The sequence below is a fragment of the Fibrobacter sp. UWB3 genome (genome assembly GCF_002210405.1).
GTDB lineage: Bacteria > Fibrobacterota > Fibrobacteria > Fibrobacterales > Fibrobacteraceae > Fibrobacter.
Window position 1 is genome coordinate 74,821 of record NZ_MWQJ01000006.1, and the last position, 15,863, is coordinate 90,683.

The 15,863-nt window shown below is 51.7% G+C and carries 8 protein-coding genes; all 8 read right to left on the reverse strand.

Annotated features, from left to right (window positions below; translation table 11 throughout):
- Nucleotides 1-331 precede the first annotated feature (331 nt).
- A complete protein-coding gene (locus B7991_RS08325) occupies nucleotides 332-1,972 on the reverse strand; it encodes a sialate O-acetylesterase (RefSeq protein WP_235003010.1) in 1,641 nt (546 codons plus the stop codon).
- Between the two features lie 198 nt (nucleotides 1,973-2,170).
- Nucleotides 2,171-3,781, reverse strand: a complete 1,611-nt coding sequence (locus B7991_RS08330) for a sialate O-acetylesterase (protein ID WP_254917894.1) — start codon at nucleotides 3,779-3,781, stop codon at nucleotides 2,171-2,173.
- An 85-nt stretch (nucleotides 3,782-3,866) separates the two neighbouring features.
- Complete coding sequence (locus B7991_RS08335; RefSeq protein ID WP_088630410.1) at nucleotides 3,867-5,942, reverse strand: carbohydrate-binding protein; 2,076 nt, start codon at nucleotides 5,940-5,942, stop codon at nucleotides 3,867-3,869.
- A gap of 525 nt (nucleotides 5,943-6,467) precedes the next feature.
- On the reverse strand, nucleotides 6,468-8,660 hold the full coding sequence (locus B7991_RS08340; RefSeq protein ID WP_088630411.1) for a carbohydrate-binding protein: 2,193 nt from the start codon (nucleotides 8,658-8,660) through the stop codon (nucleotides 6,468-6,470).
- Nucleotides 8,661-8,817: 157 nt separating this feature from the next.
- A complete protein-coding gene (locus tag B7991_RS08345; protein ID WP_088630412.1) occupies nucleotides 8,818-11,040 on the reverse strand; it encodes a carbohydrate-binding protein in 2,223 nt (740 codons plus the stop codon).
- Nucleotides 11,041-11,314: 274 nt separating this feature from the next.
- Nucleotides 11,315-13,546 carry a carbohydrate-binding protein gene (locus B7991_RS08350; RefSeq protein ID WP_254917895.1) on the reverse strand — a complete coding sequence of 744 codons (2,232 nt, stop codon included), beginning with the start codon at nucleotides 13,544-13,546 and terminating at the stop codon, nucleotides 11,315-11,317.
- Nucleotides 13,547-13,668: 122 nt separating this feature from the next.
- On the reverse strand, nucleotides 13,669-14,889 hold the full coding sequence (locus B7991_RS08355) for a hypothetical protein (protein WP_088630414.1): 1,221 nt from the start codon (nucleotides 14,887-14,889) through the stop codon (nucleotides 13,669-13,671).
- On the reverse strand, nucleotides 14,886-15,752 hold the full coding sequence (locus tag B7991_RS08360) for a DUF4423 domain-containing protein (RefSeq protein WP_073424853.1): 867 nt from the start codon (nucleotides 15,750-15,752) through the stop codon (nucleotides 14,886-14,888). The genes B7991_RS08355 and B7991_RS08360 overlap by 4 nt, the downstream gene beginning before the upstream one ends.
- Between the last annotated feature and the right edge of the window lie 111 nt (nucleotides 15,753-15,863).

A 15,863-nucleotide genomic window follows, 5' to 3' on the forward strand; every position in this document is an offset into this window, starting at 1 on the left:
CAACGTTTAAATATTACGTGAAAGCCACGTATTTTCAAACCTTTTTCACGTAAATTTCACCATTTTCTAAAAATTTCATTTTTTTTCACACACCAACAGGCATTCAAACCACCGATTACTTTTTATAAATGCAGACCATTGCGCATTCTTGATAACGCGCCGCGATCTCCATCTCCATACGAAAAGAGCCCCGGCATTCGCCGAGGCTCCATAGGAGTCACACTAATTTTTCCCGTGTATTATTCTCTCATTTTATTAGCCGTAGATGAAGCCAAGAGCAACAGCGACGACAAAGAAGAAAGCAATTTGCTTTACGATTACCAACTCGTTTTTATTCATGTATCACCACCTTCTTGGTTAGAGATTTACTTCCGTTTTTGCGGACAAAGAACACGCCCTTTGCCTGCTTACGGAGTTTTGCGTTTTCCCTCACTAGATTCATGGCTTCGTTCATGCCCTTTGCGGTAAACGAACTCAGCTTAATGCCCTGCATGTCGAACACGCTATAGTTGCTTTCGGCTTCGGTCATGCTAAGGCGGATATTCTTAAGTCCGATAGGCGGCTGTGCGCTGATTTCCTTGAACTCAACATAGTCGATATCGATCCAGTCGTTGGTGATTTCAATCTTCAGTTCGTGTTCGCCCTTGGTGAGCGTAGCCTTGCCACCGTCCACTTCGGTAAATGTATCAAAGCCCTTGCCTTCGTTTGCGATTTCCGTACCGACCTTCTTGTCATCGATGTAGAGGACAAAGCTACCGGTTCCGTTTTCGCCAGCGACATTGGCTGTAATTCCGTAGTCGCCATCGGCTTCAACATTCACAGTGTACTTGAGCCATTCGCCCTTCTGGCAGTGGCCCACGGTAATACCCATGTTCGGCTGGTAAATGTCGACGTCATCCTTGCGGAGTTTGCCGCCTTCGTTACCCTTGCTTTCGTCATGGTAGGCTTTTTCGGCACCGCCCTTGTTGTAGTTTTCAGCCTGCACCTTGCCCGGGATAGCGATAGCTTCGGTGTACGGGCCATATTCCTCGGGCGGTTCATCCGGAACCGTAGACTGGCTCGGGTCCACAAGGTTTACCGGCGGAGCATCCGGATCAATCGTCTTGTCGATAAGCTTGAGCATTTCGGAGCAGTAGCGCTTGCCAAGTTCAATCACGCCCGCACGACCAAAATGGTACGGATCCTTGCCGTTACCCTGCAAGCCCTTGGAAGAGGCAAGTCCGAACTTCTTGAAATTTTGCTTGAGCTGGGCAATGCCGCCGTTTTTGCTAGAGCAGCAGTTCTGGCCTTCCTGGAGGAGTTCGCCCGCCACAAACGGCACTTCGTTTTCGTCCAAGCCAAGCGCATCAATCACGTCCTTGTAGGTCTTGTAAACGGTCTTGCGCCAGTTGGCATCGGTACCGTCACTTTCGCCCTGGTGGAAGATGAAGCCCTTGATGACGCCCACTTCCTTTGCCTTCTTGGCAAGTTCCAGAATGCGTCCCGGAGGGTTGTTGTCGTAATCCTTGGGCCAGCCCCAGTTCATGATGTCCTTGCCATCGCCCCTGAAATAAGCTTCGTACTGATCCTTGTCGAAGGCGCGGATGCTCACAGCACCGATGGCAACCGGGATAATGCCCACGGTCACGCCCGGCAAGGAATCGGCCATAGCGCGGCCAAAGTAGTCCGCCGGGGAGAGGTTTTCGAACGGATGGAACATCGGAGGAATTGCCGGGTACCATTCGCCCGTCTTGATAGACTGATTCGTCTTGCCGCTGCGTTGGCTTGCATTTGCATTGTGCGAAGCAAGCATGATAAAGTTCTTGGGCGGATTTGCCTGGTCCTCGGACGGTACGATATCGCCGTTGCCCGCCATGTTGGACTGCCCGTAAGCAATGTAAATATGGAAGTTCGGGTTCGGAGCCGCATTCGCCCCCACCGCAAACATAGAAAGCCCAGCAGCAACACCTGCATAGGCCAGGATTTTTTTCAATTCTCTTTCCACGCTCATTTTTATATCCCTTAATCCAAAATTTCTATAAAGAATCTACCCTAAAAAAGCCGTTTTGTAACACAGCAGGGCTCCATATAATATGGACGTTTTGTCAATGATTTGCGAAATTCGCTCAAAAACCGCATTTTGTAAAAAAAGAGTCCTAGCATCCGCCAGGACCCTTCATGGAGTCTAGAATTATTCGAAAACTACAACCTTCTTGCTCATGAGTTTGGCGCCATTTTTGCGGATGAAGAACACTCCCTGAGCCTGCTTGCGGAGGTTGGCATCCGTCTTGACGAGGTTCATAGCGTCGGCCATTCCCCTTGCGGTAAACGTTCCGAGCTTTTGGCCCTGCATGCTGTACACGCTATAGCTGCTTTCGGCTTCGGTCATGTCAAAGCGGACCTTTGCAATAGCGCTCGGCGGTTCAGCCTTTTTCGGTTCGCTGAACTGGATCCAGTCGATGTTCACGTAGTTAGCCGTGATTTCGAGCTTGAGCACGTGCTTGCCAGCCGAGAGCTTGACGCCTTCCTTGACGGTAATCGTCTCGTAGGTATCCCAGGAATTGTCAGCAGTCTGCGGCACGGAAATTTCATCCGTAATAGCCTTGTCATCCATGTAGAGCTTGAACGCAGAAGTGGAATTGCCTGCGGCCACGCTAGCTTCGACGTTGTATTCGCCATCGGCCTTGACTTCGACCGTGTATTCGAGCCATTCGCCAGTCTGCGTATAGCCAAGAGCAACGCCATCGCCCGCCTTGTACAAGTCTACGCCCGTATCCTTGCGGTAATCGCTATCACCGTGGTTTTCGGAATCTTCGTCACTGTAAGAGGCGTTACTCGTACCGTCTTCGTTACGGCCCTTACCCGGCTTGTCAAAATCTTCGACTTCAACCTTGCCCGGAATTTCAATGGCCTTGCCGCTGAACGGTTCCTGCGGTTCGGGGTCCACCGGAGTCACATTCACGAGCTTGAGCATTTCCTGGGCGTAACGGAGGCCCATGCCGCGATAGCCTTCCACGGTAAAGTGGAGACCGTCGCCCTTAGAGCCGTAGCCCTTGGAGCTTGCAACACCAAAGTTTGCGATGTACTTGGAAAGTCCACGCACACGGCTGCTAAAGCCAGCGCAAGAACCGCCATCGACCATTTCACCGGCGACAAACGGGGTCTCTTCGGCATTCAGGCCGAGTTGCTTGAGCATGTATTCGTAAGTCTTCTTGACGATCTGTTCCCAGTTGCTCATGCCGCCATCGGTTTCGCCCTGGTGGAAGATGATACCCTTGATGACGCCCTTTTCCTGAGCCTTTTTTGCAACCTCGATGATACGGCCCATGGCATTGCCATCGTCACCGTATGCCTTGGCGCCGTTTTTCAGCCAGCTTTCGGCAGAATTGAGGTAATTCTTGTAGTCGTCCGGGTCAAACAAGCGGATACTCGTACCGCCCTGAGCGACCGGGATAATGCCGATGGTCACATCCGGGAGAGAGTCCGCCATGTGGCGCCCAAACCAGTCCGCCACAGAAAGGCCCTGATTGCACTTGAACATCGGAGGAACAGCCGGGTACATCTCACCTACCGTCGGGCGACCGAGATTCGAGCAAGACGTAGTCGCGAACATCTTGACACGTGGATGTTCCTTACCATCGATATTTTTGTCGAAGTTCGTAGCGTTACCTTCCATGTTCGACTGCCCGTAAGCAATGTAAATATGGAAGTTCGGATCCGGAGCCGCATTTACACCCGTTACCGCGAACATGGAGAGGCCAGCAGCAACACCTGCAATGCCCATAAGCTTTTTGAAACTCATTTCCACACTCATTTTTATCTCCTTTTTACAAACTCTAAAAAAAACGGAAGCCAATTGCTCGACTCCCGCTTTTAGGAATATGAAATTATTTCGTCACAGAAATGCGGTAAGCATTGCCGGACTTGAGAGACTTCACAAAGTAAATGCCATTCTGACGCGCCACGCTCTTAGTCATGCGCTGGACATCGGCCTTGGTCATGGCTTCGAACTTGCCGACAAGCACGCCATTCACGTCAAAGACGCTGTAATTTTCGGCTTCGGTCGGCAGGCGCAAATCAGCACCGTGCAAACCAATTGTGGCTTCGTCCGGATCGGCGGCATCCTTGCCCTTTGCAAAGTTGAAGTAGTCGATATCGAACCAGGAACCCGTCACCGTCATACGGAGGATATGTTCGCCAGCCGGGAGAGTCACGTTGGCCTTGACCTTCGTAAATTCATCAAAGCTCGTTCCCGAAAGTGCGACATTTTCCACAAGCGTTTCGCCATCCAAGGAGAGCGAGAAACCGGACGTCGAATTGCTCGTAGCGACAGAAGCAAACATTGTGTAATCACCGGCTTCCTTCACATTCACGGAGTATTCGAGCCATTCGCCTTCTTCGTTATAGCCGACCACATAGCCAGTAGCCTTCTTGTAAATGTCAACGCCGGTTCCTTCGCGGTAGTTGGTTTCGCCACGGTCTTCGGAATCGTTTTCGCTATAAGACTTGTTGCCCTTGCCCGTACCCGGAATGTCGAAGTTCTCGGCTTCAACCTTGCCCGGGATTTCAGCGACCTTGCCACCAAACGGTTCGCGAGGTACAGGATCTGCCGGAGTACCAACGCCCACGAGCGTCACGATGCAGTCCTTGTTGCTTGCATTACCAGCATCCATCGTAATCGTCACGGAGCCATTCTTGACCTCGACTTCGCCTTCATCCTTGGCGTTCTTTGCTTCGCTGGTGGTGTACATGTGGAAGGTCTGAACATCGGCGCCTTGCACCTTCACGGTTACAGTCTTGCTATTCTTGTAGTCGCGGTTCACGAGCACCACAATCACGGAGTCGCCATCGGCACTCTTGTAAGCACTTGCAAAGACTTCCTTTTCGGGATTTGCCGTTGCACCCACGCGGACCGCACCCGGGCGGACAAAGCGTGCGAACTGGCTCATCACATAACCGCGCTTCGAGACCTTGCCGATTTCGTTCTGCGGAATCTGGAGCTTGTTGCCAAAGTCCTTTTCCATAATCAGGCCATAGCAACGACGGATGTACCACCAGGTGTACTGATTGAAGTTGCCTACGACCATGGCGCGGTGAATTTCGTAAGCCACATCCATGGCGTTCACAGTATCGCGCTTGTTGGCGTTCGCCTGGTCACCCGTATTCGTAACCGTGCGCCAGTAGTTACCGCTTCCCTGGCTTTCGGTGTAGTGTTCCGTCATCCAGCGTTCGACCTTCTTCTGGTCAGCAAGGCTGTACTGGAAGAAGTTGTCCCCAGTCCTTCGGTCACTTGCGTAGAAGTGCGCACCGAGAATGTCCCAGTTCTTGAGGGCATTGGCATCGTTCAAGACCTTGTTGTAAAGATTCTTGTCGTAGCGGAACGATTCCGTCGAAATCACCTTCGCGCCATTCTTGCGCATTTTATCGGCGTAGCCCTTGGTGAAGTTGTAAATTTCGTCAGCGCTCCAGCAAGCCCATTCACCGCACCAGTCCGGTTCGTTACTGATGGAGATGGCGTACAGGGGAACACCCTGGTTCTTCATGTAATCATTAAAGCTATTCAGGTGGTCCACATACTTCTGGTAGTTCGAAGAAGCCATATGCTGGTTTTTGCCTGCATACGGAGAAGTCCACGGAGTTGCATACAAAATAAAGTCATCGCCGGCATACTTCTTGGCATACTTTGCCGCCTGCACTTCTTTATTAAAATCGCTGGAATTCGCGTATACCGGAATACGGAGCGTGTTGAGGCCGATTGTGCCATCGCCCGTACCAAAAGCAATCTTCGCATCGGCTTCGGAAAGGCCGCCACCGCCCTGCCACTGGTTATGCACCATGCCGCCAAACCCGCGAATCACCTGGTGTTCTTCGGTCACGTCAACGTTGACCGTCGAGGCAAAAGCAGGTATAGCAAAAGCCAAACCAAACGAAGCAATCTTCAGGACTTCACCCATACACTTCATAAATATCTCCCATAATTATCCCATGCCCTTTGCATGAGGGTACATTCTAAATTTATACCCCTCGCGCAATCATTTTACACCCCCAGAAAAATTTTCCATTGTCAATTTGGTAATGAGTTTGACAATGCCGCAGCCGCAAAATAAACAAATGCGTAGGCCGAGCGTCGTGGCCAAGCTTGCTTGGACTAAAAACACCTCGGAACGTTCGTCCCGAGGCGTAATGGCACCATTCAGCGCCATTAGGGTGTGTGGTTTAGGAGGATCGTTTGGGCTTCAGGCGCCCTACAAGGCCGTAAACAATAGCCTATCGCAAACTCAAAAACATCCCAAATTTTTCGCCTGCAAAACAGCAAGGCTTTCCAATATGGAATTTAGAAACTCCAGACGCCCAAAAGGCATTTTTCCAAATATTTATCATTGACATTTTGGTAATGGGGGGGGATTAGGAAAGTTGCGAGTCATTTGCAAAAACACCCCGGGATGCCCGAGGTGTTCCTGTTATTTGGTTTCGGAATTATATGAATTTTATCTTGCGACAGAGGTCATGAAAGTCTTGTGACCGTCAACGCTCTTGAGCATGTAAACGCCCTTGTTGAAACCTGCACTCTGGAGAGCTTCGCCAGCCTTCTTTCCGGTGAGGTCCACAGTGCCAAGCAGCTTGCCGCTCACGCTATACACGCGGAATTCGCGGGAACCGCTCGTCTGGAACCTCACTGCGTTCCTGATTCCCATCTTTTCCACATCGCCAAGGGAGAACCAGTCCACGTTCACATTGTCGCCCGTAATCACGAGACGAATCACGTGCGTGCCCTTGGTAAGTTTCGCCTTGCCGCCGTCAAATTCCTTATAGACGCTCCAGTCTTCACCGGTCTGCGGAACCGTAATGGTATCGCCAATAGCCTTTCCGTCGACCAAGAAGCAGAAGCTTGCGCTTTCCATGCCAGTAGAAGCCGAGGCCTTGATGGCATAATCGCCATCTTCCGGAACTTCGACCGTATATTCGAGCCATTCGCCAGAAGCGGTATAGCCAATCGCCATGCCCGTACCGCCTTCGACAATGTCAACGCCCTGGTCTTCGCGGAACTTGGCATCGCCCTGGTTTGCCTTTTCGTTATCGCTGTAAGAATCCACATCGCCACCGCGGCCAACGCCCGGGATGTCGTAATGTTCAGCTTCAATCTTTGCCGGGAGCGTCACAGCCTTTTCGCCATACGGTTTCTGCGGTTCCGGAGGAGTCGTGCCGCTACCTTCAAAGCCCCATGCCTTAATTGCCATCGTGGAGTCCTGAGAGCCCTTGAACACGAGGAAAATTTCATCTACGATGCCCTTGAGGCCGGTCACTTCGCAGGAATTTTCTGCAAAAGTGTTCTTGTTGCCGGTATTCTTGAGCGTACAAGTGCCAGCGAGCGTACCTGTAGCAGAGCCCGAATGAATTTCAATCTTGTTGCCATCAGCAGCGCTTGCCGCCTGAACCACAAAGCCCGTTGCCGCCGTACCAAAGTCCACGCCACTCACGCGAATCCAGGATTCCTTCGTGGAAAGCGGGAGCAAGAGGTGTTCTGCGACCTTGCCCGGAGTCCAGTTCGAACGGCTGCGGATGCCTTTCTGCTTGGAACTCGTGAGTGCCGGATACCAGTCATACGGATCGAAGTTTTCAATCTGCTTCGGGCCTTCCTTCGTGAAGGTCAGTTCCTTCATGGTGCCGTCACCGTTGTAATAGAATTCATCGACGCTTACGCTGCGGTGGAATGCCGGCACCGGATTCGCCTTACCGTCATCGGCAGGAATCTTTTCCAAGCCGTCGTAACCGTTGGCAATGCGACGGTCATGATAAGCTACGTACCAATGGCCCTTGAATTCGGCAATGCCATGGTGGTTATTGTTGTTGGCGTTGATGTTCTGACCGCCAATGTTCGGGTTCCCCATGAAGATACCCTTGTATTCGTAAGGACCCATCGGGTTCTTGGACATACCATAGGCAATGCGCAAATCCGCCGTACTGTAAGAGAGATAGTAATTACCCTTATACTTGTGGATGTAAGAGGCTTCCATCGCCTTCGGGCCACCAATCTTCAGGTGAGTCTTGGTGCTCACATCGAAGCCCTTCATGTCCTTGTTGAGCTTGTAGATGTTGAAAATGTCGTTATTGTTGTTATTTGCCGGGCGGCTATCGCTGCTACCGCCACCAAAGGTGAAGTAGCCTGTACCGTCGTCATCGAAGAAGATTGCCGGGTCAAAACACCAGCCGATGCCGTCGCAATCCGAGATGCCGCCACCCCAGTTGTTGATGAGTTTCTTGTTGCCAGAGACCGGGTTTGTCCACGGGCCTGCAATGCTATCGGCACCGATAAGGCCGACACCGCCGCCACCGCCATCCGGGAACACAATGTAAAGTCTGTGGTCATTCGGGTTCACCGCAATGCCAGACGCCCAGATATCGCCAATGCCATCGACCTTGCGGGCATCGTAAATGATACCGAAGTCGGTCCAGTTCTTCATATCCTTCGTGCGGAAACCGTAAAGGGCCTTGATATTATAGCCATTGGCATTCGATGCAGCAGGGTCATCCGAGTCGGTTATGACATAGAAATAAGTATCATCGGCAGCGGCACCCGGGTCGGCCAAGTAATGGTAAGCCGAAATCGGGTTATCGGCAAGTGCTCCCACACCAAAACCGGCGAGCAAGCCTGCCATCGTTAAACGTTTCAGTAATCTCATTGTTCACTCCTTGGGATCGACCAAACACACCGCCATCCCGTTTTTTATAAAACTACCCTCAGAAACGCCAAAAGACCCACGAAAAATCGTAGGTCTCATGGATAAAAAGTCAATAGTTACTAAAAGGAGATGCCCGATCAAGTCGGGCATGACATCCTTAGCGAGTGGTGCGAACTCTTGCCACCGCGCCGTTGTGACGGTTACGGATGATGCAAACGCCCTGCACATTCCTGGACTGCGGATTTTCGCGCCACAGCTTCTTCGCTTCGTGGATATTGCGGGCCGTGAAGCTAGAAACCTTCTTGCCGGTCAAATCGAACACGTCGAAGTTTGCGACTGCATCTGCACCAAGCACCCTGAAGCCCTTGATACCAATCGTTTTGTCGTCCGGATCCGTAGCATTCTTGCCTTTAGCAAACGTCATATAGTCGATATCGAACCAGTCACCCGTAATGGCAAAACGGAGGATATGTTCACCGGCCGGGAGCGTCACGTTGGCCTTGACCTTCACAAAGTCATCCCAGCTATCGCCCGACACCGGAACTTCAGCAATGGACTTGCCGTCAATGGAAAGCGTAAAGCCAGCCGTAGAATTGTCCGTCGCTACAGAAGCAAACATCGTGTAGTCGCCAGCTTCCTTCACGTTCACGGTGTATTCGAGCCATTCGCCGGACTGGTTGTAGCCCACGACATAGCCTGTAGCCTTCTTGTAGATATCGACGCCTGTGTCTTCGCGGTAGCTCTTGCCACCATTTTCGACGCCATGGTCTTCGGAATCGTTTTCACTGTAGGACTTGATTTCGCTACCGCGGCCAGACCCCGGAATGTCGAAGTCTTCCATTTCAATCTTGCCCGGAATTTCCCAAGCCTTGCCACTAAACGGCTTCTGCGGTTCCGGCGGAGTCGTGCCGCTGCCTTCAAAGCCCCAGGCCTTGATAGCCATGGTAGAGTCCCTGTCGCCCTTGAACACGAGGAACAACTGCTTTACAATGCCCTTGAGGCCTTCAACTTCGCACTTGTTTTCGGCATAAGTATTCTTGTTGCCAGTATTCTTAAGCGTGCAAGTACCAGCGAGCGTACCCGTTGCAGAACCAGTGCGGATTTCAATCTTGTTGTTATCGGCAGCGCTTGCAGCTTCGACTGTGAAGCCCGTTGCAGCCGTACCAAAATCAACACCCGAAACGCGGAGCCAGGATTCCTTAGAGGAAAGCGGGAGCAACACGTGTTCGGCAGCCTTGCCCTGCACAAAGTTAGAGCGGCTGCGGATGCCCTTCTGCTTGGAGCTCGTGAGTGCCGGATACCAATCGTACGGGTCAAAGTTTTCAATCTGTGCCGGACCTTCATCCGTCACCTTCACCGTCTGAATGGTGCCGTCAGCATTGTAGAACATTTCGTCTACAGAAACGCTACGGTGGTAACCCTCGTTCGGTTTTGCCTTGCCATCATCTGCCGGGATAATTTCCAAGCCGTTGTGGCCCTTCGCGATACGGCGGTCATGATAGACAACGTAAGAATGTCCCTTGAATTCGGCAATACCATGATGGTTGTTGTTGCCGTTGATGCTACGGCCGTTCATGCTCGGGTCGCCAAGAATCGTACCCTTCCAGGTGTACGGGCCCATAACGTTGTTCGATATACCGTAGTCAATCGTCGGAGCGCCCTGCTGCCAGCCAGTACTGTAAGAGAAGTAGTAAGTACCCTTGTGCTTGTGGATATAAGAAGCTTCGAGCATTTTGCGGGTCGGCAAGTTGTTCACCTTCACATGGGAACCGTTGCCCACCGGGGCGTTCTTGGCATCGTTCAATTTCACAATGTCAAAGTTGTCTGTATTCGGACGGCTAGTGCTTTCGCCGCCGCCCCATGTCACGTAGGTGGTTCCGTCGTCATCGATAAAGATACCCGGGTCAAAGCACCACGAAACGCCATCGCAACCGATAATGCCTCGGCCACCGACAAGCTTATCCTTGCCCTGGCCCACAGCGTTTGTCCAAGGACCTTCAATTGCAGGCGCCTTGATGTAGCCAATGCCGCCGCCACCGCCATCCGGGAACACAATGTAGAACGTGCCGTTGTGGACAGCAATGCCAGATGCCCAAATGTCGTTAATGCCGCTCACCTTGCGGGCATCGTAAATAATGCCGTAGTCGGTCCAGTTCTGCATATCCCTACTGCGGAATGCATAAAGGGCGTAAATTTTGTAACCGTCAGAATTGTACGGAGCCGGGTCATCGGAGTCCGTGATGATGTAGAAGTAATCATCGTCGGCGGCTGCACCCGGGTCAGCCAAGTAGTGGTAAGTAGAAATCGGGTTGTCAGCGAGAGCGCTTACTCCAAAGCCCGCCAAAAGTCCAAACATCGTTACTTTCTTAAGTAGTTTCATAACACTCCTTAGGATCGACCATACACTGCCAATCCATCCAATCTAAAAGTACCTCCAAAAAAACAAAACAGCCCTGAACACGTCAAAAGATTTATGGACAAAACGTCAACGCATTAGACGAGAGACTAGAGACGAAAGACGCGACCAACGAAGTTGGGCATGGCCGAGCCGATTGGTTGGGACTTGAGCGAAGCGAAAGTCCAAAGACGAGAGGATACAAAAAAGGCCCCTCTTGCGAGAAGCCCTTTTAGATGGAGGTGTGAGTGAGGAAAATCTAGCGCGTCGTGCGGACCTTAGCCATCATGCCGTTTGCACGGTTGCGGATGATGCACACGCCCTGCACCTTCTTAGCTTGAACACCATCACGCCAAAGGTTCTTCGCTTCGGCCATGTTGTGCGCCGTGATGCTAGTCACCTTCTTGCCGGTCAAGTCGAACACGTCGAAACTCTTGAGAGAGGTCGTTTCCAAGCGGAATCCCTTATGGAGTGCAACCGTCTCGTCGTCCGGATCTTTTGCATCCTTGCCCGTTGCAAACTGAATGTAGTCGATGTCCATCCAGTCGCCCGTAACGGTAAAGCGGAGGATATGCTTGCCAGCCGGGAGCTTCACATTTGCCTTCACCTTGCTGTAGTCGTCATAGTTTTCTTCGCCATCGTTCTTCGGGACAGAAATCGATTCCGTAATATCGTCGCCATCAAGGGAGAGCTTAAAGCCAGAGGTCGCATTGGCAGAAGCCACCGCCGCAAACATCGTGTAGTCGCCTTCTGCAGCCACATCCACAGTGTATTCCAGCCATTCATCCGTCTGGTTGTAACCGACGACATAGCCCGTAGCCTTCTTGTAGATATCTACGCCAGTGCCTTCGCGGTAGCTCTTGCCACCATTGCTTTCGGCACCGTGGTCATCAGAATCGTTATCAGCGTAAGAATCGTTACCTGCGCCATAGCCCGGTTCATCGAAGTTTTCCATTTCAATCTTGCCCGGGATCGCCCAAGCCTTGCCGCCAAACGGCTGCGGCGGCTCCGGTTCGCGCTTCGTGCCCTGGAATTCCCATTCGAGAACGCCCATGGTAGAATCCTTGCCATTATTCTTGAACACGAAGAACACCTGGTCGACAACGCCCGTAAGGCCCTTCATTTCGCAATCGTTATCCACGAAGGTCATGTTATTGGCGGTCTTTGCCAGTTCGCAAGTACCGGCAAGGGTACCCGTTGCGCTACCCGTATGGATTTCAATCTTGTTGCCATCGCCCACGTTTGCGGCCTTGATGCGGAGGTTTTCAGCACCTTTACCGAAGTCCACACCAGTCACGCGGATCCAGGATTCGCTACGGCTCGTAAGCGGCAAGAGCACGTGCTTGACCGGCTGGCCCTTGGTCCAGTCGGTACGGCTACGGATGTTCATCTGCTTGGAGCTCGTCGTTGCCTTGTAGGTCTTGTACGGGTCAAAGTTCTTGATTTGCTTCGGTCCTTCACGTGTGAAGGTGAGCTTGTTCATCTTGTCGCCATTCCAGGTGAGTTCGTCGATGGACACACTTCTGTGGTTTTCGTAGTTCGGATTTTCGGAACGCACGCCCGCCTGAGTCGTTGCAGCCGGGTGGTTATCAGAGGTCACCAAGCGACGATCGTGGTACACAGCATACCACTTGTCCTTGAACGGAGCAAAGCCCTGGTGGTTGTTACCACCTTCGCCATGAGCATCAGGCACAGAGCCAATTCCCGGAATGACCGTACCCACAAAGGTATACGGACCCCAAATATTGTTGGACATACCATAGTCAATAATCTGGCTACGGTTGTTGAAGCTCAAGTAATAAGTGTTACCCTTCTTGTGCAAGTAAGGAGCTTCGAAGGAGTTCGGCAAAGAGACCTTCTTCAGGGAATTCTTGTCGAAAGTAATCTTGCCATTGCTTTCGGTAAAGCTGATAATGTCAAAGTTGTTGCCATAGGGGCGGCTAGAGCTTTCGCCACCACCAAAAATCACGTAACCCTTACCATCGTCATCAATCAAGATGCCCGGGTCAAAGCAGTGAGCAATGCCGTCGCAACTACCAATCAAGCTACCGCCACCTGCAATTCTATTGACACCATGAGTTTCCTTAACCGGGTCGGTATAAGGACCATCGATAGCCGGGGCGGTAATCATGCCCACGCCGCTTGCACCATCGGGGTAAACAATGTAAACCTTGCCGTTCTTGACGGCAATGCCCGAAGCCCAGGTGTTGTTCGGATAGTTCCCGAATTCACGCCTGGAGCGGAAAATCATGCCGTGATCAGTCCAGTTCTTCATGTCTTCAGACGTGAAGGCGTAAAGGCCGACAATATCGTAGTTCCAGTTCGTCTGGTTGTTATAGTCATCCACATCGGTCAAGATGTAGAAGGTATCACCGTCAGAGGCGCAAGAAGGGTCCGCCAGATAGTGATAGCTAGAAATAGGGTTGTCAGCAAGCGCACTTACACCAAAGCCAGCAAATAAGCCCAGTGCAGCCAAACGTTTCATGTTCATACACACTCCTTCGGACCAGCCATACACCGCCAATCCATCCATTATTAATCTACCTCCAAACAACAAAAAAAGACCTGCAAAGCGATGCAGGTCCATTGATAAAATGTCAATAGTGGATAAATCTACTCTTCTTTCCGGACAACGCTCTTCTTCACAACCGGGGCGAACGGGTCAAAGATGCCGTAGCCAAAGACTTCGATATCGTCCACCCAGACTTCCGTATCCATAGCGCCGAAGATGCCAATCTTTGTGACACTGTCCTTCACCGCTTCCCAGCCGTAGTTACCGCCATTGCTGTCGGCCGTATCCAGTTCCGCCGGAATCACGGTAAACTGAGTCCAGACCGTATCCGCCTCGAAATGGCGCCAAGACTTGATATTATCGGAACTCGTCACGGAATCGTCATTCACGAACCTGTCGAACGAGAACGAAATTCGCGACGGAGTCGAGACGCGGACCCAGAAGCGAATAGAATCCAAATCGCTCAAGTTGACATAGCCACCCAGTTCACGACCGATAAGCGCCCAGTCCCACTGAGCCGCAGAATCGCGTTTACAGATAAAGTGAGCGGCCTTGCCTTCGCGACCAAAGCCCGCAGAATCAATATCAAAGCTGACCTCTGCATTAAGCGATGCTGCAGCGTCCCATACGCCGGGGCCATTTTCAAAGTCTTCAAATACAAAGTATTTCTTGACGTATGCGGAGTCGCCAAGGTAAAGGGCACTTTCACCGGACTGCGCACCGACGTCTGCCTCAATGCGGCCATATTCCGTAACCGAATCAGCGTCAGCATCGTTCACGAATGCGACAATCTCGACATTGCCGTTCGGCAAGGATTCAAATTCAAAGTAGCCCGTGGAATCCATCGGGACCTGGTAGTCCAAGCCTTGCACAGAAACGGTTGCAGAACGGCGGACCAACTGCGGAAGACCGACACGACCAGAGACCTTGGTCGGTTCAGAAACTTCGACTGTCAAAGGAGTCGTAGAATCCGATTCAACGTACGCTATCTTTTCAAAACCCTTCAAGTTCAAGGAATCACTACGAGCTTCAATCACGTAGGAGCCCGATGGAACATCGCGCAAAACAACGCGACCGTACTTGTCGGTTTCAAAGTGCAACTGGTAAATGGAGTCCGACCCAAGTTCGGAAGCACCGGACAAATAAGAATCAGGGCGAACAATAACGTCCATTCGTGCAGCAGGCGTGCCATCGGCCAACTGCACCTGTAACGCGATAGAGTTCTCAGTCTCCATCGACGATCCAGCAGTACGACCGCTATCGCAGGCGACATAGCACAGCGCCAATGTCGCCAACCCATATGTCCACGCCCGTTTAATCATTTTTTATCTCCTGCACCTTCCCCTACTATTATAGTATTTTCCGAAGCCCCTCCTTTACGGGCAACCGGATAAAAGGCCATAGAAAGCTGCATAACACGATCAGGATTCTTGGCTCCGTCTACTCTTTTTTGAACCAGACGGCGGAATTCCCTCAACATGTCGCCCAAATCCTCGAAGCAGGACTGGTCCACAGAAAGGGTCAGTGTAGAAATATTGCGTTCATTGACGGGGACGTTTTCAAGCGCATCGCTCGCAAGGCTAAGCACCTGGCGCTGGAAATTGCGCACAGCCTTGGCCTTTTCGGGGCCCCCTACTGTCAAATGGGCTTCGGTAAGCGCGAGCTTGCCCGACGCAAGCTTTTTCACGAGACCGACGCTCTTCAAAGTTTCAATGGCTTCGAGAGCCTGTTCCTCAGTGATCGGCGGGCAGATATCCTTAGCAATCTGCTTGACGTTTACAACGCCACCGTTCAATTCCAGGTAGGCGCGTACCGCAGGAATCCACCAGTTTTCGAGGAGTTTAAGTTCAGCAGCCTGCAAAGAATGGCGTTCCACGTCGCGGAGCGACAGTGCCTTCGCCATGAGTTCTTCGCGCTTAGTCTTATCCTTGCTGACAGCAGCAGAATAAAGGAGGTCGAAGTATTCGGCCTCGCGACCACTCAGCGCAAGGATTTCCTTTGCCGCAGGTAAAGCATGAGCAGGCAAGTGCTGCTTCTTTTGCAATACGCGATAGAGATAGCTGGAGTCTAGCCCGAGCTTATCACCCATCATGCGGTAGCTGTAGAAGGGCATCTCGACCTTGCGCCTGTCGTAGAATTCCTTCAAGAAGTCGCGGTAATCCGCTATGTCAGAAAAAGTAACCATCAATATCTAAAATATTTAAAACTTACCGCCGATGCCCTACTCTGTAAACATTTGGTATGGATATTTTGTCAACGGGGGGCGGCGGAGCCGCAGTTTCTTGAACTTCGGGAG

Coding starts and splice junctions, on each gene's coding strand:
- B7991_RS08355 (WP_088630414.1), bottom strand. CDS start 14,889: ATGATTAAACGGGCGTGGACATATGGGTTGGCGACATTGGCGCTGTGC.
- B7991_RS08350 (WP_254917895.1), bottom strand. CDS start 13,546: ATGAACATGAAACGTTTGGCTGCACTGGGCTTATTTGCTGGCTTTGGT.
- B7991_RS08335 (WP_088630410.1), bottom strand. CDS start 5,942: ATGAAGTGTATGGGTGAAGTCCTGAAGATTGCTTCGTTTGGTTTGGCT.
- B7991_RS08345 (WP_088630412.1), bottom strand. CDS start 11,040: ATGAAACTACTTAAGAAAGTAACGATGTTTGGACTTTTGGCGGGCTTT.
- B7991_RS08340 (WP_088630411.1), bottom strand. CDS start 8,660: ATGAGATTACTGAAACGTTTAACGATGGCAGGCTTGCTCGCCGGTTTT.
- B7991_RS08360 (WP_073424853.1), bottom strand. CDS start 15,752: ATGGTTACTTTTTCTGACATAGCGGATTACCGCGACTTCTTGAAGGAA.
- B7991_RS08330 (WP_254917894.1), bottom strand. CDS start 3,781: ATGAGTTTCAAAAAGCTTATGGGCATTGCAGGTGTTGCTGCTGGCCTC.